This window comes from Streptomyces sp. NRRL S-455, from assembly GCF_000717875.1.
Taxonomy (GTDB): domain Bacteria; phylum Actinomycetota; class Actinomycetes; order Streptomycetales; family Streptomycetaceae; genus Streptomyces.
The window spans coordinates 422,228-447,018 of record NZ_JOCT01000011.1 but is presented as its reverse complement, the minus strand read 5'-3'; the positions used below and the strand labels follow the sequence as shown (position 1 = coordinate 447,018).

22 protein-coding genes are annotated in these 24,791 nt (G+C 67.6%); 14 read left to right on the top strand and 8 right to left on the bottom strand.

Annotation, left to right across the window (positions count from 1 at the left end; translation table 11 throughout):
- Positions 1–36 precede the first annotated feature (36 nt).
- From leuS to IE97_RS42140, 8 genes are all read left to right on the top strand, one after another.
- Positions 37–2,919 (top strand): leucine--tRNA ligase, encoded by a 2,883-nt coding sequence (gene leuS / locus IE97_RS0116835; protein ID WP_030239865.1) that lies wholly within the window; start codon positions 37–39, stop codon positions 2,917–2,919.
- A gap of 170 nt (positions 2,920–3,089) precedes the next feature.
- A complete protein-coding gene (locus IE97_RS0116830) occupies positions 3,090–3,821 on the top strand; it encodes a hypothetical protein (protein ID WP_030239861.1) in 732 nt (243 codons plus the stop codon).
- A 72-nt stretch (positions 3,822–3,893) separates the two neighbouring features.
- On the top strand, positions 3,894–4,739 hold the full coding sequence (locus IE97_RS0116825; RefSeq protein WP_030239856.1) for a DegV family protein: 846 nt from the start codon (positions 3,894–3,896) through the stop codon (positions 4,737–4,739).
- 120 nt (positions 4,740–4,859) lie between these two features.
- Positions 4,860–5,942 carry a ComEA family DNA-binding protein gene (locus tag IE97_RS0116820; RefSeq protein WP_030239852.1) on the top strand — a complete coding sequence of 361 codons (1,083 nt, stop codon included), beginning with the start codon at positions 4,860–4,862 and terminating at the stop codon, positions 5,940–5,942.
- Positions 5,939–8,413 (top strand): ComEC/Rec2 family competence protein, encoded by a 2,475-nt coding sequence (locus tag IE97_RS0116815; protein WP_078603269.1) that lies wholly within the window; start codon positions 5,939–5,941, stop codon positions 8,411–8,413. The genes IE97_RS0116820 and IE97_RS0116815 overlap by 4 nt, the downstream gene beginning before the upstream one ends.
- Before the next feature lie 255 nt (positions 8,414–8,668).
- Entirely contained in the window at positions 8,669–8,914 is a 246-nt protein-coding gene (locus IE97_RS42145) for a hypothetical protein (RefSeq protein WP_158708308.1), read from the top strand.
- 899 nt (positions 8,915–9,813) lie between these two features.
- The gene (locus IE97_RS40370; RefSeq protein WP_078603268.1) at positions 9,814–11,022 is read left to right on the top strand and encodes a helix-turn-helix transcriptional regulator; all 1,209 of its coding nucleotides are present in this window, start codon (positions 9,814–9,816) and stop codon (positions 11,020–11,022) included.
- A 94-nt stretch (positions 11,023–11,116) separates the two neighbouring features.
- Positions 11,117–11,875, top strand: a complete 759-nt coding sequence (locus IE97_RS42140; protein WP_158708307.1) for a hypothetical protein — start codon at positions 11,117–11,119, stop codon at positions 11,873–11,875.
- Between the two features lie 746 nt (positions 11,876–12,621).
- Here the strand turns inward: IE97_RS42140 and IE97_RS0116800 are convergent.
- From IE97_RS0116800 to IE97_RS40360, 6 genes are all read right to left on the bottom strand, one after another.
- Positions 12,622–13,458, bottom strand: coding sequence for a phage major capsid protein (locus IE97_RS0116800; RefSeq protein ID WP_030239845.1), 837 nt, complete (start codon positions 13,456–13,458; stop codon positions 12,622–12,624).
- A gap of 225 nt (positions 13,459–13,683) precedes the next feature.
- Positions 13,684–14,142, bottom strand: a complete 459-nt coding sequence (locus tag IE97_RS42135) for a hypothetical protein (RefSeq protein WP_158708306.1) — start codon at positions 14,140–14,142, stop codon at positions 13,684–13,686.
- Entirely contained in the window at positions 14,135–14,392 is a 258-nt protein-coding gene (locus IE97_RS0116790; protein WP_030239838.1) for a hypothetical protein, read from the bottom strand. Before IE97_RS0116790 ends, IE97_RS42135 begins: the two co-directional genes overlap by 8 nt.
- A 230-nt stretch (positions 14,393–14,622) precedes the next feature.
- Complete coding sequence (locus IE97_RS42130) at positions 14,623–15,096, bottom strand: hypothetical protein (RefSeq protein ID WP_158708305.1); 474 nt, start codon at positions 15,094–15,096, stop codon at positions 14,623–14,625.
- A gap of 654 nt (positions 15,097–15,750) precedes the next feature.
- A complete protein-coding gene (locus IE97_RS42125) occupies positions 15,751–15,960 on the bottom strand; it encodes a hypothetical protein (RefSeq protein ID WP_158708304.1) in 210 nt (69 codons plus the stop codon).
- Positions 15,961–16,038: 78 nt separating this feature from the next.
- A complete protein-coding gene (locus tag IE97_RS40360; protein WP_199809816.1) occupies positions 16,039–17,739 on the bottom strand; it encodes a recombinase family protein in 1,701 nt (566 codons plus the stop codon).
- Between the two features lie 180 nt (positions 17,740–17,919).
- Between IE97_RS40360 and IE97_RS0116780 the strand changes: the two genes are divergently transcribed.
- From IE97_RS0116780 to holA, 4 genes are all read left to right on the top strand, one after another.
- Positions 17,920–18,762, top strand: a complete 843-nt coding sequence (locus IE97_RS0116780) for an arylamine N-acetyltransferase family protein (protein ID WP_030239830.1) — start codon at positions 17,920–17,922, stop codon at positions 18,760–18,762.
- Between the two features lie 139 nt (positions 18,763–18,901).
- The gene (locus tag IE97_RS0116775; RefSeq protein ID WP_030239826.1) at positions 18,902–19,786 is read left to right on the top strand and encodes a YceI family protein; all 885 of its coding nucleotides are present in this window, start codon (positions 18,902–18,904) and stop codon (positions 19,784–19,786) included.
- Positions 19,787–19,824: 38 nt separating this feature from the next.
- Positions 19,825–20,070, top strand: a complete 246-nt coding sequence (locus IE97_RS0116770) for a hypothetical protein (protein WP_037835120.1) — start codon at positions 19,825–19,827, stop codon at positions 20,068–20,070.
- Positions 20,071–20,106: 36 nt separating this feature from the next.
- Positions 20,107–21,096, top strand: coding sequence for a DNA polymerase III subunit delta (gene holA, locus IE97_RS0116765; protein ID WP_199806998.1), 990 nt, complete (start codon positions 20,107–20,109; stop codon positions 21,094–21,096).
- A 21-nt stretch (positions 21,097–21,117) separates the two neighbouring features.
- On the opposite strand, the gene IE97_RS0116760 is transcribed toward holA, so the two are convergent.
- The gene (locus tag IE97_RS0116760) at positions 21,118–21,543 is read right to left on the bottom strand and encodes a VOC family protein (protein ID WP_030239816.1); all 426 of its coding nucleotides are present in this window, start codon (positions 21,541–21,543) and stop codon (positions 21,118–21,120) included.
- 87 nt (positions 21,544–21,630) lie between these two features.
- On the opposite strand from IE97_RS0116760, the gene IE97_RS0116755 reads away from it, so the two are divergent.
- On the top strand, positions 21,631–22,026 hold the full coding sequence (locus IE97_RS0116755; RefSeq protein ID WP_030239813.1) for a nuclear transport factor 2 family protein: 396 nt from the start codon (positions 21,631–21,633) through the stop codon (positions 22,024–22,026).
- Positions 22,027–22,202: 176 nt separating this feature from the next.
- On the opposite strand, the gene rpsT is transcribed toward IE97_RS0116755, so the two are convergent.
- Positions 22,203–22,469 carry a 30S ribosomal protein S20 gene (rpsT, locus tag IE97_RS0116750; RefSeq protein ID WP_010042013.1) on the bottom strand — a complete coding sequence of 89 codons (267 nt, stop codon included), beginning with the start codon at positions 22,467–22,469 and terminating at the stop codon, positions 22,203–22,205.
- A gap of 239 nt (positions 22,470–22,708) precedes the next feature.
- Here rpsT and lepA point away from each other — a divergent pair, with 239 nt between their 5' ends.
- Entirely contained in the window at positions 22,709–24,583 is a 1,875-nt protein-coding gene (gene lepA / locus IE97_RS0116745) for a translation elongation factor 4 (protein WP_030239807.1), read from the top strand.
- Positions 24,584–24,791: the final 208 nt, after the last annotated feature.

Here is a 24,791-nt window from a genome sequence, read left to right as displayed (position 1 = left end):
CCGCAGGCAGAGACGATCGATGGAGCTTTGAGGATCATGAGCGAGACGAACCCCGCTGCCGCCGCAGGCGTGTCCGCGGATGCCGCGCCGCACCGCTACACGGCCGCCATGGCAGCCGACATCGAGGCACGCTGGCAGGACTTCTGGGACGCCGACGGCACCTACGCCGCGCCCAACCCGAAGGGTGACCTGGCGGGCGACCCGGCGGCCGCCGCGAGGCCCAAGAAGTTCATCATGGACATGTTCCCGTACCCCTCGGGCGCGGGCCTGCACGTCGGCCACCCCCTGGGTTACATCGCCACCGACGTGTTCGCCCGCTTCCAGCGGATGACCGGCCACAACGTCCTGCACACCCTGGGCTTCGACGCCTTCGGCCTGCCCGCCGAGCAGTACGCGGTGCAGACCGGCACGCACCCGCGCGTGTCCACCGAGGCCAACATGGAGAACATGAAGGCCCAGCTGCGCCGGCTGGGCCTGGGCCACGACAAGCGCCGGTCGTTCGCCACGATCGACCCGGACTACTACAAGTGGACCCAGTGGATCTTCCTGCAGATCTTCAACTCCTGGTACGACCACCAGGCGAAGAAGGCCCGCCCGATCTCCGAACTGGTCAGTCTGTTCGAGTCGGGTGAGCGGCCCGTGCCGGGCCACACGCGCGCGTGGAGCGAGCTGACCGCCGCCGAGAAGGCCGACGTCCTGGGCGAGTTCCGGCTGGCCTACGCCTCCGACGCGCCGGTCAACTGGTGCCCCGGGCTGGGCACCGTGCTGGCCAACGAGGAGGTCACCGCCGAGGGTCGCTCCGAGCGCGGCAACTTCCCGGTCTTCAAGGCCAAGCTGCGCCAGTGGAACATGCGCATCACGGCCTACGCCGACCGGCTGCTGGAGGACCTGGAGGAGCTGGACTGGCCCGAGGCCATCAAGCTGCAGCAGCGCAACTGGATCGGCCGCTCCGAGGGCGCCCGCGTCGACTTCCCCATCGACGGCGAACGCATCACCGTCTTCACCACCCGCCCGGACACCCTGTTCGGCGCCACCTACGTGGTGCTGGCGCCCGAGCACCCGCTGGTCGAGAAGTTCACCCCGACCGCCTGGCCCGAGGGCACCCACGACATCTGGACCGGCGGTCACGCGACCCCCGCCGAGGCCGTCGCCGCCTACCGCGCCCAGGCCGCGTCCAAGTCCGACGTCGAACGCCAGGCCGAGGCCAAGGACAAGACCGGCGTCTTCATCGGCGCCTACGCGACCAACCCGGCCAACGGCGAGCAGGTCCCGGTCTTCATCGCCGACTACGTGCTGATGGGCTACGGCACCGGCGCGATCATGGCCGTCCCGGCCGGTGACCAGCGCGACTTCGAGTTCGCCCGCGCCTTCGAGCTGCCGATCCACTGCATCGTCGAGCCGACCGACGACCGCGGCACGGACACCGCCACCTGGGACAGCGCCTTCTCGTCCCACGACGCGAAGATCATCAACTCGTCGAACGACGAGGTCAGCCTGGACGGCCTGGACGTCGCCGAGGCCAAGGCGCGCATGACCGAATGGCTGGAGACCAAGGGCTTCGGCGAAGGCACCGTCAACTTCCGCCTGCGCGACTGGCTGTTCAGCCGCCAGCGCTACTGGGGCGAGCCCTTCCCGATCGTCTACGACGAGGACGGCATCGCCCACGCGCTGCCCGAGTCGATGCTGCCGCTGGAACTGCCCGAGGTCGAGGACTACTCGCCGCGCACCTTCGACCCGGACGACGCCGACACCCAGCCCGAGACGCCGCTGTCCCGCAACGAGGACTGGGTCAACGTGACGCTGGACCTGGGCGACGGGCCGAAGAAGTACCGCCGCGAGACCAACACCATGCCCAACTGGGCCGGTTCCTGCTGGTACGAACTGCGCTACCTGGACCCGCACAACGGCGAGAAGCTGGTCGACCCGGAGATCGAGCAGTACTGGATGGGCCCGCGCGAGGGCATGCCGCACGGCGGTGTCGACCTGTACGTCGGCGGGGCCGAGCACGCCGTGCTGCACCTGCTGTACGCGCGCTTCTGGTCCAAGGTGCTGTTCGACCTGGGGCACGTCTCCTCGGCCGAGCCGTTCCACAAGCTGTACAACCAGGGCATGATCCAGGCCTACGTGTACCGCGACAGCCGGGGCATCGCGGTGCCGGCCTCCGAGGTGGAGGAGCGCGACGGCGCCTACTACTACCAGGGCGAGAAGGTCTCCCGCCTGCTGGGCAAGATGGGCAAGTCCCTGAAGAACGCCGTCACTCCGGACGAGATCTGCGCCGAGTACGGCGCCGACACGCTGCGCCTGTACGAGATGGCGATGGGCCCGCTGGACGTCTCCCGGCCGTGGGACACGCGCGCGGTGGTCGGCCAGTTCCGGCTGCTGCAGCGGCTGTGGCGGAACATCGTCGACGAGGCGACCGGCGAGGTGACCGTCGTCGACGCAGAGCCGGACGAGGAGACGCTGCGCGCCCTGCACAAGGCGATCGACGGGGTGCGCGGTGACCTGGAGGGCATGCGGTTCAACACCGCCATCGCCAAGGTCACCGAGCTGAACAACCACCTGACCAAGGCGGGAGCGGCGGTGCCGCGCTCCGTGGCCGAGCCGCTGGTGCTGATGATCGCGCCGCTGGCCCCGCACATCTCCGAGGAGCTGTGGCGCAGGCTGGGGCACGAGGACTCGGTGGTGCACCAGGACTTCCCGGTGGCCGACCCGGCGTACGTGGTCGACGAGACCGTGACCTGCGTCGTGCAGATCAAGGGCAAGGTCAAGGCGCGGCTGGAGGTCTCGCCGTCCATCTCCGACGAGGAGCTGGAGAAGGTCGCGCTCGCCGACGAGAAGGTCGTCGCCGCGCTGGGCGGGGCCGGGATCCGGAAGGTGATCGTGCGGGCGCCGAAGCTGGTGAACATCGTCCCGGCGTAAGCACCGGAACCCGCGGGCAGCCATCAGGGTGACACCTGGTGGCCCCCCAGTGATCCCCTAGTGGTACCACTACGGGCAGGTTCGGGGTTTTTCTGGAACTCCGGGCCTGCCTGTTGCGTTTACCGTGGAGAGTGACATGGGGTGGACCGAGACGCCCTGAGGAGGAGCCGGTGGAAGCAGTGATCGCAGTATTCGCTCTGCTCGTCGTCCTCTTCGTGGTGCTCGGCGCCTACGCGACCGTGAAGGTGGTCGGTGCCGCCAAGCGCGGCGTGGACCGCGGCATCACCCAGGCCCGCCGCACCGTCGAGGACCACACCCTGCGCGCCAAGTCCTTCGCCCAGCCCGGCGCCGCGGGCGAACTCGCCCAGCTCCGGCTGAAGCTGCGCACCTCCATGCGTGCCACCCAGGAGGCGCTGCACGCCGCCGTCGCCGAGGACGAGTCCCTGAAGGAGTCCATCGGCCTGTTCGAACGGCTCAGCGCGCACGGACACGAGCTGGACGGCGAGCTGAAGCGCCTCGAGTCCGAGCCGAACCGGGCGGCACTGTCCGAGCGGCTGCCCGAGCTGCGCGAACGCACCGAGCGCATCACGGAGTCGGCCGACGCGCTGCGCTGGGCGGCCCGCGACCGCGCCCGCCGCTTCGCAGGGGACGACCTGGACACGCTCAGCGCCCAGATCGACATGGAGGCCGGCGCGCTGCGGCACTGGACGACAGAGTCCCAGCCGGTCTCGCCGCCGTGGCCCGAGGCCCCCGCCGCCGATGCCGCCACGGCCGGGCAGACCTGGCCGGAGACTCCGCGGTCGAGCCCTGCCGAGGAGCCGGCACGGCCCGCCATCACCCCTCCGGGGCAGCGCCCGACCTACCCCTGGCAGAAGAAGCCCCGCCCCGAGAGCACCACTTGATCCGGCCACTCGCGGCCGAGGGCACCGGGGTCGGGCTGCCGCATGCGCGCTACGGCAGGTAACCTCCAGCTCATGTCCCGCCATGTCGCGATCGTCACCGATTCAACGGCCTACCTGCCGGCCCGGACGATGGAGCGCCACGGCATCACCGCGGTACCTCTGACCGTGGTCCTCGGCGACCGGGCACTGGAAGAAGGCACCGAGATCTCGACCCGCGCGCTCGCCCAGGCTTTGCAGAAGCGGCGCCCGGTGACGACCTCGCGGCCCAGTCCCGCCGTCTTCGAGGAGACGTACCGCAAGGTCGCCGAGTCCGGTGCCACCGGCATCGTCTCCCTCCATCTCTCCGCCGAGCTCTCCGGTACCTACGACGCGGCCGTGGCAGCCGCGCGGCAGGCTCCGGTGCCGGTGCGGGTGGTGGACACCGGCATGATCGCGATGGCGCTCGGCTTCTGCGCGCTCGCCGCGGCACAGACCGCGCAGGCGGGCGGAACCGTGGACGAGGCCGTCTCGGCCGCGGAGAAGCGGGCCGCGGGCACGTCCGCCTACTTCTACGTCGACACCCTCGACTACCTGCGGCGGGGCGGCCGCATCGGTGCCGCGCAGGCCCTGCTGGGCTCGGCGCTCGCGGTGAAGCCGTTGCTGCAACTGGCCGACGGCCGTATCGAACCGCTGGAGAAGGTGCGGACCGCGTCGAAGGCCATCGCCCGCCTCGAGGAGATCGCGGCGGACCGGGCGGCCGGCGCGCAGGCCGATGTCGCCGTCCACCATCTCGCCGCCCCGGACCGGGCGTCGGCGCTCGCCGACCGGTTGCGGACACGGGTGTCAGGGCTGGCCGATCTGCATGTCAGCGAGGTCGGTGCGGTGATCGGAGCGCACACGGGGCCCGGGCTGCTGGGCGTGGTGGTTTCGCTTCGGTGAACGGGTCACCGTGGGTTCCGCTCACCCGTGCGGGTGGGTGAGTTATCCACAAGTGGGGCGTTGTCCCCGGGAATTGAACAAGATCATCGCGACTGTGCCGATGTGACCGATCCTCGTCGCATGGCACTTCGATCACGTTCACGCACAGCGACTGCGACCAGCGGCCCGGGCCGTGGACCGGCGTCCGACGGCCGAGTCCGGCACCGCCGTCACCGGCCTGCCGCACGGGGCCGGGCGCGGCACCGTGATGCCTCGGCGGAGGAATTCCGGCGACGCGCACAGGTGCTGTTCGGCGGGCATGCCGAACCCGCCGGGGAACGGCGGGAGTCGGGCCATGGCCCGCCGGGCGGGGAGCGACACGCCGACGTGGCCGGGCCCGTCCCGTCCCGGGCCGGGACGGACGGCGGGACGGACGCCGCGGCCGACGGCGGGGACGGCCGCACCGCCGCTGGCGCCTGGCGGGGGCGGGCCGGACTCGCACTGCGGGAGCGCATGCCGCTGTGGTTGCAGGCGAGGTGCGGCCTGGAGCGCCGGAGCGTGCTCGCGCTGACCGTGGTGCTCTGCGTCGCCGCCCTGTTCGCCGTGCAGCACTTCTGGGCCGGGCGGACCCAGTCCGTGCGACCACCCGAGGTGGTTCGAGCGGCCGTACCGTACGAGGAGGAGCGGGGGCAGACCGGGCCGGCCGCGGAGGAGCGGGGACCGGGGGCACCCGCCGGGGCGGCGAAGGCGGCGGGTGCGACAGCGACGGCCGAGATCGTCGTGGACGTGGGCGGCAAGGTCCGGGAACCCGGGGTCCACCGGCTCCCGGCCGGCTCCCGTGTGACGGACGCCCTGCGCGCGGCGGGCGGGGTGAAGCCCGGCACGAACACCGACGGCCTCAACCGCGCCCGCTTCCTCGTGGACGGTGAGCAGGTGATCGTCGGGGCACCGGCTCCCGCCGCGGGCACGGGGGCCGGCGGCACAGCCCCCGGAGGCACGGCCGGCGGCGCGGCGGGCGGCGCCGGCCGCGCCGCCCCGGTCTCCCTCAACACCGCCACCGCCGACCAGCTCGACACCTTGCCCGGTGTCGGTCCCGTGCTCGCGCAGCACATCATCGACTACCGCACGCAGCACGGCGGGTTCCGTTCCGTGGACGAGCTGCGCGAGGTGAACGGCATCGGCGACCGCCGCTTCGCCGACCTGCGGAATCTCGTACGGCCATGAGCGGCGCGCCTGAGCACGCACCCACCCGGTCAGCCGTACACGCCTCCTCGGGGACACGGCTCGGCACCGCCCGCCCGCGACAGGAGGGCCCCACGGACCTGCGGCTGGTCCCACCGGCCCTGGCGGCCTGGGGCACCGCAGCGCTGGTGCTGGACGCGCCACCGGGATGGGTCGTGGGCATCGTGGCCGGATGCCTGGCCGCGGTCGGTCTGCTGCCGCTGGCCCGGCGGGCAGGGTGGGCGTCCTGGTCGCGGGCGTCGGCCGCCGCCGTGCTGCTCTCCGTCTCCGCGGCCGCCGCCTCGGCCGGGCTGCACGGGGCGGACCTGCGGCGAGGGACCGTGCCCGGCCTGGCGCGGGGGTACGCGACCGTGGCCGCCGAGGTCGAGCTCACCTCCGATCCCCGGCTCACCCGGCCAAGGGTCCGGGGCGCTCACGTCGCTCCCACCGCCGTACTGATCCGTGCCGATGTGCGGCGCGTCCACGAGACGGGGGGCCCGACGGAGCGGACGCGGACGCCCGTACTGATGATCGTCGACGTTGGATCACCCGGGCGGGACGGCGGAGGCGGGCGACCTGCCGCCGATGAGACCGTGCGCTCGCCGTGGCTCGCGCTGCTGCCGTCGACGCGGCTGCGGGTCAGCGCGCGGCTGGCGCCCGCGATGACGGGCGATGACCGGGTCGCCGCCGTGCTGCGCGTGAGGGGCGAGACCGAACCGGAGGTCGTGGGGGAGCCGTCGGACGCACAGCGCCTCGCCGGGCGGCTGCGGACCGGGCTGCGGGAGGCGACCGACGGTCTGCCGGCGGACGCCCGGGCACTGCTGCCGGGGCTCGTCGTGGGGGACACCTCGCGGATCACCCCGGAACTGGAGCAGGCTTTCCGGGAGACCGACCTCACCCACACGCTGGCCGTGTCCGGGGCGAACTTCACGATCCTGCTCGCCCTGCTGCTCGGGCCGCCCGGCCTGGCACAGCACGCCGAGCGGCGGGGCCTCGCACCGCGCCTCGGAATCTCCCTGCGGGCCACCGCGGTGCTCGGGGGCGTGCTCTCACTGGGGTTCGTCGTCGTGTGCAGACCGGACCCCAGCGTGCTGCGGGCCGCTGCCTGCGGAGCCGTCGCGCTGCTCGCCCTGGCGACCGGCCGCCGCAGATCACTGATCCCGGCGCTGGCGACGGCGGTCCTGCTGCTGGTGCTGTACGACCCGTGGCTGGCGCGGAGCTACGGGTTTCTGCTCTCCGTGGTGGCCACCGGCGCCCTGCTGACCCTCGCCCCGCGCTGGAGCGCCGGGCTCCGGCGGCGCGGCGTGCCGCCACGGCTCGCCGAGGCGCTGGGCGCGGCCGCCGCCGCGCAGGCCCTGTGCGCGCCGATCGTCGCCGTGCTGTCGGCGCGGGTGAGCCTGGTGGCGGTGCCGTGCAACCTGATCGCGGAATTCGCGATCGCGCCGGCCACGGTTCTGGGCTTCGCGGCGCTGGCCGCCGCACCGGTCGGGATGCCGGTGGCCAAGGCGATGGCGTGGTGCGCGCACTGGCCCGCCGAGTGGCTCGCGACGGTCGCCCGCACGGGGGCGGCGCTGCCGGGCGCGGGAGTGGACTGGCCGGGCAGCTGGGCGGGTGCGGCGCTCCTCGCGGCCGTGACCCTGATCGTGCTGCTCGTGGGACGACGGCTGCTCCGGCACCCCTGGTGGTGCGGGGTGTCCGTGCTCCTGCTGACGCTGGCCGTGGTGCAGCCGCCACCGCTGACCCGGGTGATCACGGGCTGGCCGCCGCCGGGCTGGCGGCTGGTGATGTGCGACGTGGGGCAGGGCGACGCCATGGTGCTCGCGGCGGGCGAGGGCGCCGGTGTGGTGGTGGACGCGGGGCCCGATCCGCAGCTCGTCGACCACTGCCTGCGCTCCCTCGGCATCACCAGAGTCCCGCTGGTCGTGCTCACCCACTTCCACGCCGATCACGTGGCGGGGCTGCCCGGTGTGCTGCGCGGGCGGGCCGTGGGCGCGATCGAGACCACCGGCTTCGAAGAGCCCGCCGACCAGGCCGCGTTCGTCCGAAGACAGGCGGCGGCCCGGCGGGTCCCCGTGACACGGGCCGCCGCCGGGGACCGGCGGCGCACGGGGGAACTGTCCTGGCAAGTGGTGTGGCCGCCCCCGAGCGTGCCGGCGAGCCCGCCCCCGAACGCTCCACCGGGCGCGCATCCACACGTGCTCCCGGCACACCAGGAGCCGGAGGGGCCGAACGACGCCAGTGTCGCCATGCTGGTCCGCTCGGCCGGACTGCGTCTGCTGCTCCTCGGGGACCTGGAACCCCCGGCCCAGCGGGCGCTGGCCCGATCGCCGGCGGCCGGAGCGCTGCAGAGCGTGGACGTGCTGAAGGTCGCCCACCACGGCTCGGCCTACCAGGACCCCGGCCTGATGCGCCGGGCGGACCCGCGGCTGGCCCTCATCTCCTGCGGTGAGGACAACCCGAAGGGTCGGGACTAGTAGTTCTACCACGTCTGCCCTGGTCAGCGCGATAACGAATTGATGGAAGTACGGCCCGAATACCGGGAGTTGGGTGCCTTCAGAAGGGTGCTGCGACGTAGCCTGAGCGCGTAACAACAGTGCCCCGGCGGGAAGGGTGAGAGCTTCCGCACCGGGGCTTACCGACTGGATGGAGTCGGCATGAGTGAGTCTATGCGTCGCCTGCCATGGACCGGCCCCGGAGGCAGCGCGGAGTACGCGGCACCAGGGGAAGGCGTGGACGTAATCGCAGACCGGACGGAAACCCACATCATCAGCACGGCGCGCAACGATGCTGCGTACGCGCTGACTATGTCCCAGCGGCCGGAAGCCACACGCGAGGAACTGTGCGCCCTGGTGGCGAAGTTGGCTGGCGCTGTAAAGGACGTGGCCGAAGTCGCGGAGCTACGCGGGGAACGGCTTAACAATCCGGCTGCAAGGGCACTGGAAGACGCCTTGCGTTCCGTTCTGGGCCAGCACTGAGAACAGCAACGGACTCCGTCCGTACGCCACGCGGAAGACGCACGGACGGAGTCCTTAACCTCACTGCCAGGGTGCTGTGCCGACAGTGAGGAACCTAGGTTGCTATTCCCCGGGCAACTATGAGCGCCACAACGGCCACCCATGCGAGCCATGCAGCCACAGCCAGCGCGCGACGTAACGGACTCATACGGGCTGAGACTCCTTCACCCGGTTCTGATGTGCGAATTCCTTGTGTACTTCCATGGCCGCCACTGTCGCCGCAACTGACGGCAAATCCATGTTGCGGGCGGCAGCCCGGACACTGCCCCGGAGGGACGCGCACACCACACACCTTTCAGGGTCAACCGGCCCACTTCGGGGTTCCCGCAACCAGCGGTCAATGTCTTTCAACCCTGCCTCCCTTTGGCACGGCAGGCAGAACACGGGAAAGGGCACGCGGGAAGGTCAGCGGCAGGCGGGAAGTACACAACGCCGGAAGCTGAGTCCAAGGCCCCTCCGTACGTCGTCCACCAGCCGTCAGGAGAGCCCGCGTATGGCCCTGCCGGGTCGTCCATGAGACTGACTAGCTCTGGGGCCGGTAAGGCGCTCACACGGACACTGGTGCGCTTTGCTGGTGCCGTCATCGGGGGCACTCGAAATGCCGGTAAACGGCAACGGCGGAACTCGACTTCTGCTCAATGGTCGACCGACGGCAGGGCTCAAGCCGCTTGATCTTCCGCTTGCAGTCGGCGCACGTAGACCCATCAGGCGCGTAGGTCACGTAATCCGCCTCAGAGTTGGTCGCTGTGCTCGTTGCCATGCCGTCCCCTCACGTCATCTGTCCGGCGTCCCAGACTCCTTCGGGTATTGATCAGCGACTAGCGGCCCCCTGTAGGCCAACTGTCGGCCAGAATGGACGCATGGGCAGCAGCATCGGGGCCAACATCAGACGGCTACGCGAAGAGCGCGGCTGGAGTCAGGCACGCCTAGCGCATGAGGTCTGCAAGGCGGCACGAGTGCAGGGTGATCCGGTCGGACGGCAGGAAGTCAGCCGATGGGAGACAGGCAAGCGCACTCCCCGCGAATGGCTGCCGTCCATTGCCGCCGCCCTAGGTGTGTCCATGGATGTGCTCAGAACGCCCCTGACGGCCCCTGAGCCTCCGTTACCGACGCTCGCTGACTTCCTGCCCGCCGAGGACCCCCTAGAGCCTCTGAGTGACCGCACAGGGCGGCGTATTGGCAGGGGGGACGTGGATGACCTACGCCAGCGCGTACACGGGCTCAGGCTGGCTGATGACGTGCTGGCTGGTGGCGACCTAATCCGCCCTGCCCTCCGTGATCTCCGGCGTGCGGTCAAGGTCTATCGAGAGAACACCTACACCAGCGAAGTGGGTAAACAACTCCTCCGGCAAATCGGGGAGTTGGCGCAGATTGCAGGATGGATTGCCAGTGACGCCGGGCAACATGACGAAGCTGAGCGAATCTACCGGCTAGGACTCAGTGCAGCACGGCAGGCAGAAGACCACACCCTTGCCGGGCACATTGCCGGGTCACTCGCCTACCAGATGAGCAACAATGGGCGGGAAGGCGAAGGTGTGACGCTGGCACAAGCGGCCTTGAATGACGCTGGCCCAGATGCTCCCCCGAAAGCCCGTGCGCTGTATCTGGACCGTGTGGCGTGGGCGCATACGAAAGCCGGTGAAGCGCAACCGGCCATGAGGGCGCTGGGGGAAGCCGGGCAGGCGCTCAGTGAAGACACCCCTGGGGCAGAATCCCCGGCGTTCCTGTATTGGGTGAGCGCTGGCGAACTCAGGATCATGGAATCCCGCGTCTACACAGAGCTGCACCGACCCTTACGCGCTGTTCCGTTGCTACGGGAAGTCCTCGGCGGCTACGACGCCACGCATACCCGGGAACTAGCGCTGTACCTGTCTTGGCTTGCCGTCGCGCTAGCCGATGCCAACGAACCAGAAGAGGCAGCCGCAGTAGCCGAACGGGTCATTTCCCTAGGAGCTGACACACCGTCAGAAAGGGTGGCGGAACGGGTTCGGGTCATCCTCGGCCGGTTGCAGGAGTATGCGGAAGTGCCGGAAGTGGCCGCCCTGCTCGCTGAGCACCCGGCGGCCTAGAACCACGAAGAGCCCCTCACTAGCCGCCAGGAAAGGCAGCGAGTAAGGGGCTGGCTCGCGTACAGGGCGCATTCACGAAGGGAATCCTCGGACCATGCTTACAAGTCTGCTTCCAGGGCTTCGCCATTTCCGCACGCCGTTCGCTGTCGGTGCGTTGCTGGCGTTTCAGATTTGGCTGGCAATCGGAGGTGAAATACCTTCGCCTGGCGAAGCGCATGGAGTTTTGCGCCGCGTATATTCGCTCGGAGAGCTAGCAGGGAAGCCCATTGTAACTGCGGTCGTTGCTTTCGCTCTTTATCTCCTGGGTGACATTTTGAAGCTAACGACCGGGCAAGCTGTCTTTATTGGTGCCCTTTTCAGACGTTCGATATTTATGCCTGTTACGCCAGGGGAATTCAAGCAGCTAGCCAGATTCTCGATGACAGCGCTACAAGAGCGCGGGTTGCACGACGACGTTGAAACCGTCAGCGTATTAGCCAGGGCAATCATGGGAGAGTTTCCAGAAGTCCGTATGCGCCTGACCGCGAGTCACGCAGACGTCTACCTGGAAAATGATCGGCTCGACTCGGAAGCTGAATTCCGCTTCAACATGGCCTTATTTTCAGCCAGCCTCTGGATTGTGTCGGCTGTGACGTGGTCGCCATGGTTCCTTTTTGGCCTCATAGCATCCGCAATTCTGTACGACAACGGCCTACGTGCGTTGCGGGATGCTAACGCCATTCTCGTCCAGGCCATAGTGTCGGGAATTGTGACTTCGCGAATCTATGAGCTTGAACTACAGATGGACGAGGCCAGCGAGCACGCGTCTAGGGCAGTTCCTGACGCTGATAACGACACCGCGCAAACGCCTTAAGCTGCGGCGCCAACTTTTTGCCTCCCTGCCGCGCTTCTGTCAGGCCCGGAGGGGGTCACCCCCCAGGGGCAGGCATCAGAACGGCGGCTCTTCGGCCTCAGCGTCGCGCTTCTCTGTCCAGTGCTGCCATTCACGCTGAGCCTGTGACTGTCTCCGCCTCTCAGCGACTACACCACCAGCCTGGTTACGGCCGGTCTCACGGTTATGGCAGCGCACACAAAGGGCTCTTAGGTGCTCATGCGCGTTCGGATCAGTGACGCCACGCTTAACCAACTCCTTGCGGCTCAGCGGGTAATGGTCGGCAACCTTCGAAGGCTGACCACACAACACACACCATGCATTCGTGTAAAGGAATGACTCACGCTTGCGCGGCCAATCCTTCCCGTATGCGCTGGTCCCCTTCTCAGCGCGTCGGGCAGTCAGCATGTGCACATGATCGGGGCAGGCCCGTTCCTTGCCGCCTATGGAGTTAGGGCAGTTGGGTACGACAGGGCAGGGACGCCGGGGGCGATATGGCATAGGGGGCACCTACGGATTTCCGGATGTGGTGGGTTAGCACCAGCACAGGGGGTAGCAACGTCGCTGTGCGAGATAAGGGCAGGTCAGAGAATGTGGCCATTTTCGCCGGCTCGGGGTGTGATCTTGCAGGAGCGAACGGCCATGGATACAGGAATAGCCCGGTCTCTCCTCCGACACGAACCCCAGCGGGGAAAGGAGAGACCGGGCTAGATCAGGTGGCTACGCCATTACGACGAAGCATTCGTGATGCGGACGTGAGCACCAGCAACAGGCATGCCGAAAGCAACCCGCATGGTGCCTCGCACGCCCACACGGTCAGACGAGAAGTAAGCCGAACGGTCAACGTCAAGGCGCGTGTCCTCACGGGTGACCACAAGGAAATCGTCCTTGCTGATTCCGTAGACCACATCCGCCGGAACGTGCGGGCTGACGATGATCGGGCGGCCAAGAATGGTACGCCGACCATCAGCGGTCAGGTCCGGGTTTAGAAGCGCCTTGTTGGAACCGGTCGCATCCTTGAGCTTCGCAATCTCAAGGGCAGTGGCAGCGCCGGTAACCCAAGACGTGATCCGGCCCCCGGCAGCCTCGCTGAGCGAAACGGCCTCTTCGAACGGGTCAAGGTTGGTGTACGTCACCGGAGCCCCGACCGTGGAAATACCGGCCAGCGAAGCAAAGCCAGCGGGGTTGGGCGAAGCCAGCGCATTGAATAGCGCGTTATCCACGCTCTTGGAGATCTGCCGCGCGATGCTCCGCCCAATCTGGTCAGTCGCAGATGGGTTGCTGTCGTCGGCAAGCTCACGGCTGACGATCGTCAGGCCAGCGAACTTCGCCGGGGTAACCACCAGCTCATCAAAGTCAGCGTCGGAAGGAGTGATCTCCGCACCCTCAACCACAGCGCCAACGGTCACGTCAGACGCGAGAATCGGAATGCGGTAGTCATGCGCCTGAGTGGTGACCTTCGTACCGGTCAGGTAGGCGACGGATAGAGCCTCAACGGGCTTCGTGACAATCTCCCCGTACTCCGGGGGTAGAACGGCACCGTTGACAGGGGTAAGCATGGTCATTGCGAAAGTCCTTGTGTTTGGGCATGGGCGCGGCTAATGGCCAGCGCGTGAAAGGAAGCCCGCTGCACCTGGCAGCACGGGAAAGCGGGCACCTGGCCCAAACAGCGAGAAATCCGCCGCCCACCTGGGGCACTAGCGGATTCTCAGAAGGCACCTACGGAAATCCGTAGGTCGATATGCAGTTGTGTAAGAAGGTCCGGGACTATGCACAGTCCCGGACCCTTGTCAGCGCCCCTTGTACCGAAGCGCGTCATGCATCGTTGGGGCGCGTTCCGCTACTTCGCGGTGACCCCCACCCACATCACCCCACGGGCGATTAGGATTTCCGAGACCAGGGCGCGTCTTGAGAAGTACCTCAACGGCAGCGTCAATGGTTTCCGTGTCGGGGTTGCCTTCGGAATCCAGAAGGTCAGTCACGGCCACTTCGCCCAGCGTGAAGAGATCAGCGCCAACGGCTAGCGACTTCCCGGCGTGCGCCTCAATCTCCTTGCGCAGTAGCGCCGTGATTCGAGCTTCGGCAGCCTCTAGCTTGCCTTCGGCTTCCCGCAGCTTTGTGCGGTACTTCGCTGCCTCACGGTTCGCGCTGGAATTCTCCGAAGTGGAATTCTGATCACCCGGAGCCGGCTCGGAAATTGGGGAATTCTGCTCAGTGGCGCTAGGCGTTTCCGTCGTGGGCTCAGCCATTCGCGCTCACCCCTTCGTCATGGATGAACGTGAGAAGGTGCGCGGCTGGACCCGTGCGCACGTACGTGACAGCCTGAGAAGCGGTCATGTGAGAGCCGAACAGCTCATGCAACTCCGCTTCGTCAAGGAATAGGAGCTGTGCCAGCGCAGAAACAGGCAGCGGGGTAGCCGACTTATCCCGTCCCAGCGCTGCAACCATTTGGCAAGCGGCAAATTGGTCATCTGCAAGCTGCGCAAGAAGAGACTTCATATCCTGTGTCCTTTTCGTGGAATCCCCGCCGCTCAACCGGACCAGGACACGGAACCCGGGAGCGGCGGGGAAGAATGTGAGCCCACCCCCGGCAGGTATCGCACCTGAGCGACCCGGGGGCGGGGACATGCGGGGTAACCAATCCCGCTTCTAGGAGTGGGCCATAGCCCTAACCGCTGAGAATGTCAGCGGAGCCTTTGATCACTTCCGAAATTTCGGAGGTGGTTAGTTCAGCGACCACCAGCCGCGTAGGCGCGCACCAGGCGGGCATGAGTTTCGCGCTCAGCGCTGATCGGCGGTCTGCCGTAACGATTGCCTAGACCCTTGTCCTGAGCGTCTAGAAAGGCGTATGCGGCCTTCGTGCTGGCTTTCCGGGCCTGAGCCTCAATGGCGCGGCGTTCTGGGCTCACAGCGGCATACGCGGCCTTGATGAGCGGGGCAATGGCTTCGGCCAGTCCCTCACCCCCGACGCGCCGGTAAGCCTGATCAAACTTGCGATGACAAGAGCGGCAGAGAGCCACATACGACCGGCTGTTCTCAGACCACACGAAGCCCTCTTCGTTGCGCTCATTCGGATCGTTGTGCAGGTACGCCCACTGATCAGCGGTCAGGAGACACCAGGCACAATTGTGATACTTGGCCGGTAGCCGTATCTCGTCAATCCGCCTGTGAGCTGCCCGGTACTCGGACGCGATAGAAGTCATGGGAAAGGGTCGCTTTCGCTGGGGTGCAGAAACGACTAAAGGCCCGTTCCGAGGCTCAGCATGATGGGCACCCCTGCCAGTCATGCGAGTCAACCCGGAACGGGCCTCTAGCGTGTACGGATTAGAAGCCCCCGCACGGGCGTATGTGGGCAGACCTCAGAAAGGGTGCGGTCCGCAGGAAGGGCATCACTGCCCCTACACCCTGGATCTAGTGAGTCGAATGCCGAGCGGCCACCGAGAAGGACGCGTTTTTGGAACTCCCGACACTCCGTTATCGAGCCGTTACGAAGGGGGTGTGTAGGAAGTGCTGTTCGGGGTGGGGGTCGCTGTATTGCTAGGAACCCCTAGAGCCAAATTGAGATGACTACATAAACTACACTTCCTACATTTATGCAGGCCAGATAGGGTGTCCTGACGGTGTGTCAGAAACCTTTCTACATCAGGGCGGTTTTCACTCCGTTTCCCGCTGTCCCCCTCAAGGCTCTGAGCGGTCACGTGAGCCCCTGACTGTCTGCCGCCGGTAGCCGGGGCAGCCCGAAGCCCTGAAAGCCCCTCAGTGAGGCTCACAGGGCATGAAAAACCCCCGCCGGACCCACGGGGGTCAGGCGGGGGCTAGAAGGCGCTCAGACGGGCGCTCAGGGCTCCACTGGGGCGTTACCCGGCAAGTGCTCCCGGGTGCCCTTGCAGAGTCGCCAAGAGGGCTTCCAGGCGCTTGATGCGCTGACGGAGCAGGACCGAACCACCTTCGGCCAACTGACGGGCGTACAGGCCGTTGAGCGTGCGCTCTATGCGCTGCCACTCGACCTGACGAAACCAGGCTGCCTCTTCGGCTTCCTGTGCCGCTTCCCGTGCTGCACGTGACATGATGGTGCCTTCCCTTTAGGGACACCGGTCCGGCTGTCACTCGCCAAAGTTCCGCCGGACCGGTGCCATTCGCCTTGGTTAGATTCGGTCCGCGTTTTCGATCTCAGCCGCTACGGCTGCCAATGCGTCGGCTGCCCCTTCGAAGAACGGGTGCCTGACTTCGAAGTCGACGCGCCGTTCGTCAAGGGTTCGCCAGCCGCCACGCGTTCCACGGCGCACGGTCAGATGTGCCCTAGCGCCTTGCAGCATCTTTCGTTTTCCGGCTGTGTCGGCTGCCGTCCACAAGTCCGCGTACGTCCTACCTGTGCCCACTACCTCTGTCCGGGGCTCAACCTTTTCCCGCGTCTCAAGCTCAGCCAGCCGTGCGTCAAGAGAATCCGCGCGCCTCTGCCACGCTGCCGATGCTGCACTCGACTTCTGGCGTCCTTGCTGCGCTTGGTGGTCGACGTACTCAGCGAGTGTCGCGGCAATCTCAGGTGCAGGGTCGTAACCGGGAATGGTGCGGGTGTGTGTGACTTCCAGTGCTCCGACCATTCGCAAAAATTCGCGCTCCGCGTACTCGTCTGCCCACTCCCGTTTGATGATTGCGGGTGACTCGCACTTGTGGCCCCGGACGTTTGCCCCACACTTGTAGGTGTGAGTCCTGCTTGTGCTCTTACTGGTTTCGGATGGCTGGTGTAGGTACATACGGTGCCCGCACGTTCCGCAGTGAATTACCCGGAGCAGTAGTGCAACGGTGTCCTCACGGTCGGGCTTCTTGTTGTCCACGGAACGCTCAGCGAGCTTTGCCCCGATGGCGTCGAATTCCTCGCGGGTGAGGATTGGCTCAGCGGTAGCCATGACCGGCGCGCCTTCGCTGTCGCGTACCGGCTTGTCGTCGGTGACCTTCCACCCCAAGAGGCGTTCCGAAGTCAGAAGATGCTTAATGGCTCCATGCCGCCATGCGAAGCGCTCACGGACCACGGTTTCCCCGGCAAGGCCACCGGTCTTCCCGCCGGTCTTGCGTCCCTTCTTGAGACTCCAGTGGTCACGGGACGAAGGAATGCCATCTGCGTTCAGCCCCCGTGCGATAGCGGCAAGGCTCTTTCCAGCTACGCCCTTGCTGGGGTCTCCCATCAATTCTTTGATGATGCGTTCCAGAACGGCAACGGCTTCTGGGTCCTGCACGAGAGTCCAGCCGCCACCTTCGAGCGGAGCGGGCATGTAGCCGTACGGCGGACGGGACCCACGCCAGCGAAGGGGCATGACGCGCATTGCTGCCTGTGCGCTGGTGACGCGTTCACGGATTGCCTGAGCTTCCATCTGAGCCGCGAAGGCAAACAAGGTGACCATGAGCTGTGCCATGGGGTCCAACGGGTTACGGAAGTCGAGCACCAGGCGACCGCCCGGACCTTCCGCGAAGACCACCATCTTCCGGTGATCGCGTGCCCACTTCGCAAGCTCATGCATGTCATCCATGGACCGAATGGCACGGTCGAATCGCCAGAAGCACAGCGCGTCGAAGTCATCCGGGCGCCGGAGCCACGCCCCCAGCTCCGGGCGCTCAAAAGGCGTGGTCTTGCTTGCGCTGACGCCTAGATCAACGGCTTCCCGGTCGGCAAGGTCAATTCCCAACGCCATTGCAGCGCCCTGGTTGGCTGCCCGCTGACGCTCAGGGCTGGTGGTTTCGTCAGTCAGCACGCTGAGGCGGAGGCAGGACACGCCCCTGAGTTGAGTGGTCACAGGTACGTGTGAGTGAGTCGAAGGCGCAGTGCCCCTGACCTGTATAGATGCCGTCATGGCGGGTGTCTCCCAGAACTACCAGTCGGAGACCCTTCGGAAACACGTACGGCCACCCCGCGCCCGGCACGGTCGACGCGCTGCGCGCCGGGGGTGCGGCGGTGCTGCGGACGGACCGGGACGGCGCGCTGGCGGTCACGGGAGGGAGCGGAGGGCTGAGGGTGGCGCGAGACTGAGGTCATGAACTCAGCACAGGTCGATGCCTATCTCCGCCGCCTGGGAGCCGAGCACCCGGCGTGGCCCACCGTCGACGTGCTGCGCGAGCTGCACCTGCGCCATCTGCGGACCGTTCCGTTCGAGAACCTCTCCATCCATCTCGGCGAGGAGATCGTGCTGGAGGAGAAGCGGCTGCTGGACAAGGTGGTGGGTGCGCGGCGGGGCGGGTTCTGTTACGAACTCAACGGCTCCTTCGGGGCGTTGCTCGCCGCCCTGGGATACGACGTGGCGCTGCTCGCGGGGCGGGTGTACGGGGACGGGGAGCGGCTCGGGATCCCGTACGACCATCTCGCGCTGCGGGTGCGGACGGTGGACGGGGGCGACTGGCTGGCGGACGTCGGGTTCGGGGCGCACAGTCATCTGCCGCTGGCGTTCGGGGAGCGGGGAGAACAGGAGGATCCCGGGGGCACGTTCCGGATCGTCGAGGCGCGGCCGGACGCGGCCGGGGTGCGCGGTGGGCATGACACGTCGGCGGCCGCGGACCTGGACGTGATCCGGGACGGCAGGCCCCAGTACCGCCTGGAGGTACGGCCGCGGGTACTGGGCGACTTCACGGCCGGCGTGTGGTGGCACAGCACGTCGCCGGTGTCGCACTTCACGCGGTCGCTGGTCTGTTCGCGGGTCACGGAGGACGGCGGAAGGATCACGCTCAGCGGCCGCACGCTCACGGTGACCGGGGCCGACGGGACGCGGGAGGTGCGGGAACTGGGGGCGGACGAGGAGGTGCTCGGGGTGTACCGGGAGCGGTTCGGTATCGAGCTCGGCGGCGTGCCGACCGTCCGGGGCACGGATCGGGAGCACTCGTGACCACTCCTACGCATACCCATCACATGTGCTGGATTCCCGTGATGTGGTCTCGTGTTGCCTCGAAAGCCCCATCGGTGGTCGAATGCGTCCTCGACGAACAGTGATCAAGCGCTGACTTCGAGTCGCACGAGGTGTCCACATGATCGGTCGCTGGCTGGGAAGAAGCCGAACGAACCGGGTGCAACCGACGAGCCCGCTGGCGGCGGTGCCGACCCCGCCCAGTGCCGGGGTGCTGTCCTGCCGGGTGCTGGACCCGGTCAACGAGCCGGTCCGGCACGCGGAGTTCGTGCTCACCGACAACCTGGGGCGTCAGGTGGTCAGCGGCGGTGCGGATCCGTACGGGTCGTTCGTGACGACGGTGCCGGCGGGGGAGTACCGGCTCGCGGTGCAGGCGGAGGGGTACACCCCCTACCGGGCGACCACTCAGGTCGCCGAGAACGCGCTCGCGTCGCTCGGGGACGTGACCCTCCAACTGGCCCGGCCGCCGGAGCTGCCCGAGCCCGGCGACTGGGAGATCGAACCGGCGCACTCCTCGATCGGCTTCACCGCACGGCACATCGGACTGGCCCGGATTCACGGACAGTTCAAGTCCTTCGCGGGAGTCGTACGGCTCACCGAGCCGGTGGAGCGGTCGGCGATGCACGTGGTCATCGACGCGGCGTCCATCGACACCAACATGAGGATGCGGGACGACCATCTGCGGTCGGCTGACTTCCTGGATGTGGAGCGGTTCCCGACCCTCGAGTTCTACAGCGACCGGTTCGTGCACAAGGGCGGGAACCGGTGGGCCGTGACGGGCGCGCTGTCGCTGCACGGCGTGACGCGGACGGTCACGCTGGACACGGAGTACCTGGGGCTGGGCCACGGTATGGAGGGCGAGGTGCGGGCGGCCTGCCGGGCCACGACCGAACTGCACCGGGACGACTTCACCGTGAGCTGGCAGACCATGCTGGCGCGGGGCATCGCGGTGGTGGGGCCGAGCATCAGGATCGACCTCGACATACAGGTCGTGCGCAAGGGCTGAGCGGCGGGGCCGCGACACGGTGTCGGACAATGGCCCGCGTGAGTGATGTGCGACATGTGCTGGTGCTGCCCGACCGGGACGCCGCGGAAGAGGTGCTGGAGGCTCTCCCGGAGCGGTTCCCAGTCGTCGAGGAGCCGCAGCTGGTGCGGGACGCGCTGGCCGGTGAGGACGATGCCGAGGACGCGCAGTGGCTGGTCGTCCTGAGGGACGAGACAGGGCGGCTGGACCCCGGAGAGCTGGACCGGTTCGCCGGTGAGTGGGAGGGCTGGCGGGAAGAACCGTAGGCCTGGCTGTCAGTGGCGCGTGGGATGCTTGTCGCGATGGCCAGGAAGACTGCGAACGACGACCTTCTCGCCCCGGTGACGCTCGCCGTGGGCCAGGAGGACCTGCTGCTCGACCGTGCCGTGCAGGAGGTGGTGGCCGCCGCGAAGGCCGCCGACGCCGACACGGACGTACGGGACCTGACCCCGGACCAGTTGCAGCCGGGCACGCTCGCCGAGCTGACGAGCCCCTCGCTCTTCGCGGAGCGCAAGGTCGTCGTCGTACGCAACGCGCAGGATCTGTCGGCCGACACGATCAAGGACGTGAAGGCGTATCTCGGGACGCCCGCCGAGGAGATCACCCTGGTGCTGCTGCACGCCGGCGGGGCCAAGGGGAAGGGGTTGCTCGACGCGGCGCGCAAGGCGGGGGCGCGCGAGGTGGCCTGCCCGAAGATGACGAAGCCGGCGGACCGGCTGGCGTTCGTGCGGGGCGAGTTCCGGACGGCGGGCAGATCCGCCACACCAGAGGCGTGCCAGGCGCTCGTCGACGCGATCGGGAGCGATCTGCGCGAGCTGGCGTCGGCGGTCTCGCAGCTGTGCGCGGATGTCGAGGGCACGGTCGACGAGGCGGTCGTCGGGCGGTACTACACGGGCCGGGCCGAGGCGTCGAGCTTCACGGTCGCCGACCGGGCGGTCGAGGGACGGGCGGCGGAGGCACTGGAGGCGTTGCGCTGGTCGCTGGCGACCGGAGTGGCGCCGGTGATGATCACGAGTGCGCTGGCGCAGGGCGTCCGGGCGATCGGGAAGCTGTCGTCGGCCCGTGGGGGCCGTCCGGCGGATCTCGCCCGCGAGCTGGGCATGCCGCCGTGGAAGATCGACCGGGTGCGGCAGCAGATGCGGGGCTGGACTCCGGACGGGGTGGCCGTGGCCCTGCGGGCGGTGGCGGAGGCGGACGCGGGCGTCAAGGGCGGCGGTGACGACCCCGGGTACGCGCTGGAGAAGGCGGTGGTCGCCATCGCCCGGGCGGCGCGGTCGCGGGGCAGGGGCTGACGGCCCTCTGTCGCGGAAGCCTCAGTACACGGGCTCCCCGATCCCCAGCAGGTTCCCCTCGCTGTCCTTGAACCAGCCGCCCCGTTCACCCCGCGCGCCCTTGCTCGGGTAGTTCCCCTCGACCTCGGCGATACCGTCCCTCGTGCGCAGGCCGGGCACATCGACCTCCTCGAACACCACACCGCGCCGCTTGAGCTCCGCGACGGTCTTCTCGATGTCGTCGACCTCCAACGCCATCTGGGTGAAGGTGCCGGGAGAAGCCCCGGTCGACCGGAACAGCACGAATTCCGCTTCCCCACACCGGTACAGCAGCCCACCGGGCCGCTCGTCGGCGGGTTCCAGGCCGAGTTTCTCGGCGTAGAAGCGGCGTGCCCGGTCCAGGTCCTGGGCGGGGAGCCGGGTCGCCACGCGGGCCCCGGCCAGCACGTCCGAGTCGTCAGCGTCCATGTCTCCACTGTGCCGCGAGGAGCGGCCGGAGGGAGAATCGGAAGGGTCAGCCGTACATCGCCAAAGGACGGAGAGGTGGCGAGGGGCATGGCTGAGCACCCGCACGCAGCACTGGTCCGCAAGGGGTTCGACGCCTTCTCACGCGGTGACATGGACACCTTGCGCGAGCTGATCGCGGCGGACGCCACACACCACGTGCCGGGAGATCACCCGTTGTCGGGTGACTTCAAGGGCGTGGACGCGATCATCGAGATGTACCGGCGGCTCGGCACGGAGACCAACGGGACGGCGCGTGCCGAGCTCATCGGCATCTGTGTCGACGGTCGCGGCCACGCGGTCGGGATGACCCGCTTCACGGCCGAGCGCAACGGCAAGCGCCTCGACGACACCGGCTGCATCATCTTCCGGATCGTCGGGGACAAGGTCACCGACCTCGACGAGTGCGTCGAGGACATCGACAAGAACAACGAGTTCTGGTCCTGAACAGGCCGAAGGCCGGGCGCCCTCCCATGGGGAACAGGAGAGCACCCGGCCTTCGGTTCAAGCCGGTGGATCCACGCCCGCGTGGCGAACGCAGGCCGCGCGTGGATCCGAGGGGTGCCGGACGGGAGCGGATGAGAGAGGGCCCGCTCGATTCCCTCCGGCGTCACATCAAAACGTCAGCCCTTGAGCGCGGCGACCTTCTGAGCCAGCGCCGACTTCTTGTTGGCAGCCTGGTTCTTGTGGATGACGCCCTTCGAGACGGCCTTGTCGAGCTGACGCGCGGCAGCGCGCTGGTACTCGGTGGCCTTCTCGACGTCACCCGCGGCAGCGGCCTCACGGGCCTTGCGGATCGCGGTCTTGAGGGAGGACTTGACGGCCTTGTTGCGCAGCCGCGCCTTCTCGTTGGTCTTGATCCGCTTGATCTGGGACTTGATGTTCGCCACGAATGAGCCTTTTCAGGTTCTGGCACGGGCCGCACGAGGCCGCACGGTTCCCGTACCGGGTGATTTCTTGAAGGGGTGCCTCCTGCGAGAGGGCATGAGGCACAGCCACCCAGGCTACCAGCGGGCGCATCCCCGGCCCAAACCCGTCCATGGTCGCCACCCGTGGGACCATGGAGGCTACGTATCGATCCGACCCGAGACCGCAGACACTGCGGACGCCTCAAGAATCAGGACCCTGCGTGCCCGCGATCCCTAGCCATGTGCCCGAGCCGAGCCGTACCGACCCGGCTCTGATCCGCAACTTCTGCATCATCGCGCACATCGACCACGGCAAGTCCACGCTCGCCGACCGGATGCTCCAGCTGACCGGAGTGGTCGAGCAGCGGCAGATGCGCGCTCAGTACCTCGACCGCATGGACATCGAGCGTGAGCGCGGCATCACGATCAAGTCCCAGGCGGTGCGTCTGCCCTGGGCCCCGACCGAGGGCCCCGACCAGGGCAGTACGCACATCCTCAACATGATCGACACCCCGGGGCACGTCGACTTCACCTACGAGGTCTCGCGGTCGCTCGCCGCCTGCGAGGGCACCATCCTCCTGGTCGACGCCGCCCAGGGCATCGAGGCCCAGACCCTCGCCAACCTCTACCTGGCGATGGAGAACGACCTCACGATCATCCCCGTGCTCAACAAGATCGACCTGCCGGCGGCGCAGCCCGAGAAGTTCGCCGACGAGCTGGCCCACCTCATCGGGTGCGAGCCCGACGACGTGCTCAAGGTCTCCGCCAAGACCGGGCTCGGTGTCGAGGCGCTGCTGGACAAGGTCGTCGAGCAGGTTCCGGCTCCGGTCGGTGTGAAGGACGCCCCCGCGCGTGCCATGATCTTCGACTCCGTCTACGACTCCTACCGGGGCGTGGTGACGTACGTCCGAGTCATCGACGGTCAGCTCAACAAGCGCGAGCGGATCCGGATGATGTCCACCGGCGCCACGCACGAGCTGCTGGAGATCGGCACCAACTCGCCGGAGATGCTCGGCGCCGACGGCCTCGGTGTCGGTGAGGTGGGCTATCTGATCACCGGTGTGAAGGACGTCCGCCAGTCCAAGGTCGGTGACACCGTCACCAGCCAGCAGAAGGGTGCCGAGGAGCCGCTGGGCGGCTACAAGGACCCCAAGCCCATGGTGTTCTCCGGCCTGTATCCGCTGGACGGCTCCGACTACCCCGAGCTGCGCGAGGCCCTCGACAAGCTCCAGCTCAACGACGCCGCGCTGGTCTACGAGCCGGAGACCTCCGCCGCCCTCGGCTTCGGTTTCCGCGTCGGCTTCCTCGGCCTGCTGCACCTGGACGTGATCCGGGAGCGGCTGGAGCGCGAGTTCGGGCTCGACCTGATCGCGACCGCCCCGAACGTGGTCTACCGCGTCCTCATGGAGGACGGCACCGAGCACACGGTCACCAACCCGAGCGAGTTCCCCGAGGGCAAGATCTCGGAGGTCTTCGAGCCGGTCGTGCGGGCCACCATCCTGGCGCCCAGTGAGTTCATCGGCTCGATCATGGAGCTGTGCCAGACCCGGCGCGGCACCCTGCTCGGCATGGACTACCTGTCCGAGGAGCGGGTCGAGATCCGCTACACCCTGCCGCTGGCCGAGATCGTCTTCGACTTCTTCGACCAGCTGAAGTCGAAGACCCGGGGGTACGCCTCGCTCGACTACGAGCCGACCGGCGAGCAGACCTCCAGCCTGGTGAAGGTCGACATCCTGCTGCACGGCGACAAGGTGGACGCCTTCTCGGCGATCACCCACAAGGACCAGGCGTACGCCTACGGTGTGCGGCTCGTCGCCAAGCTCAAGGAACTGATCCCGAGGCAGGCCTTCGAGGTGCCCGTCCAGGCCGCCATCGGCTCCCGGGTCATCGCCCGCGAGACCATCCGCGCCATCCGCAAGGACGTCCTCGCCAAGTGCTACGGCGGTGACATCTCCCGTAAGCGGAAGCTGCTGGAGAAGCAGAAGGAGGGCAAGAAGCGGATGAAGATGGTGGGTTCCGTGGAAGTTCCGCAGGAGGCGTTCATCGCCGTCCTGTCCAGCGATGACAGTGCGGGGTCGGGCAAGGGCAAGAAGTAATCGCGGATTACCGTGGGTTACACCCCAAATCGGGTACATCAGGGGCTCACTGCGCCAAAGTGCGGTGGGCCCCTGTGCGTACGTGGGGTAGCTCTCTGTACGAAATGACAGGCCGCGGACCCTTACACACGGGCCGGTCGGCCTTTACTCTGATCCCTGCTCGATAGTTACTCACGAGTTAAACAACGGGTTGCGACCAGTGGCTCGT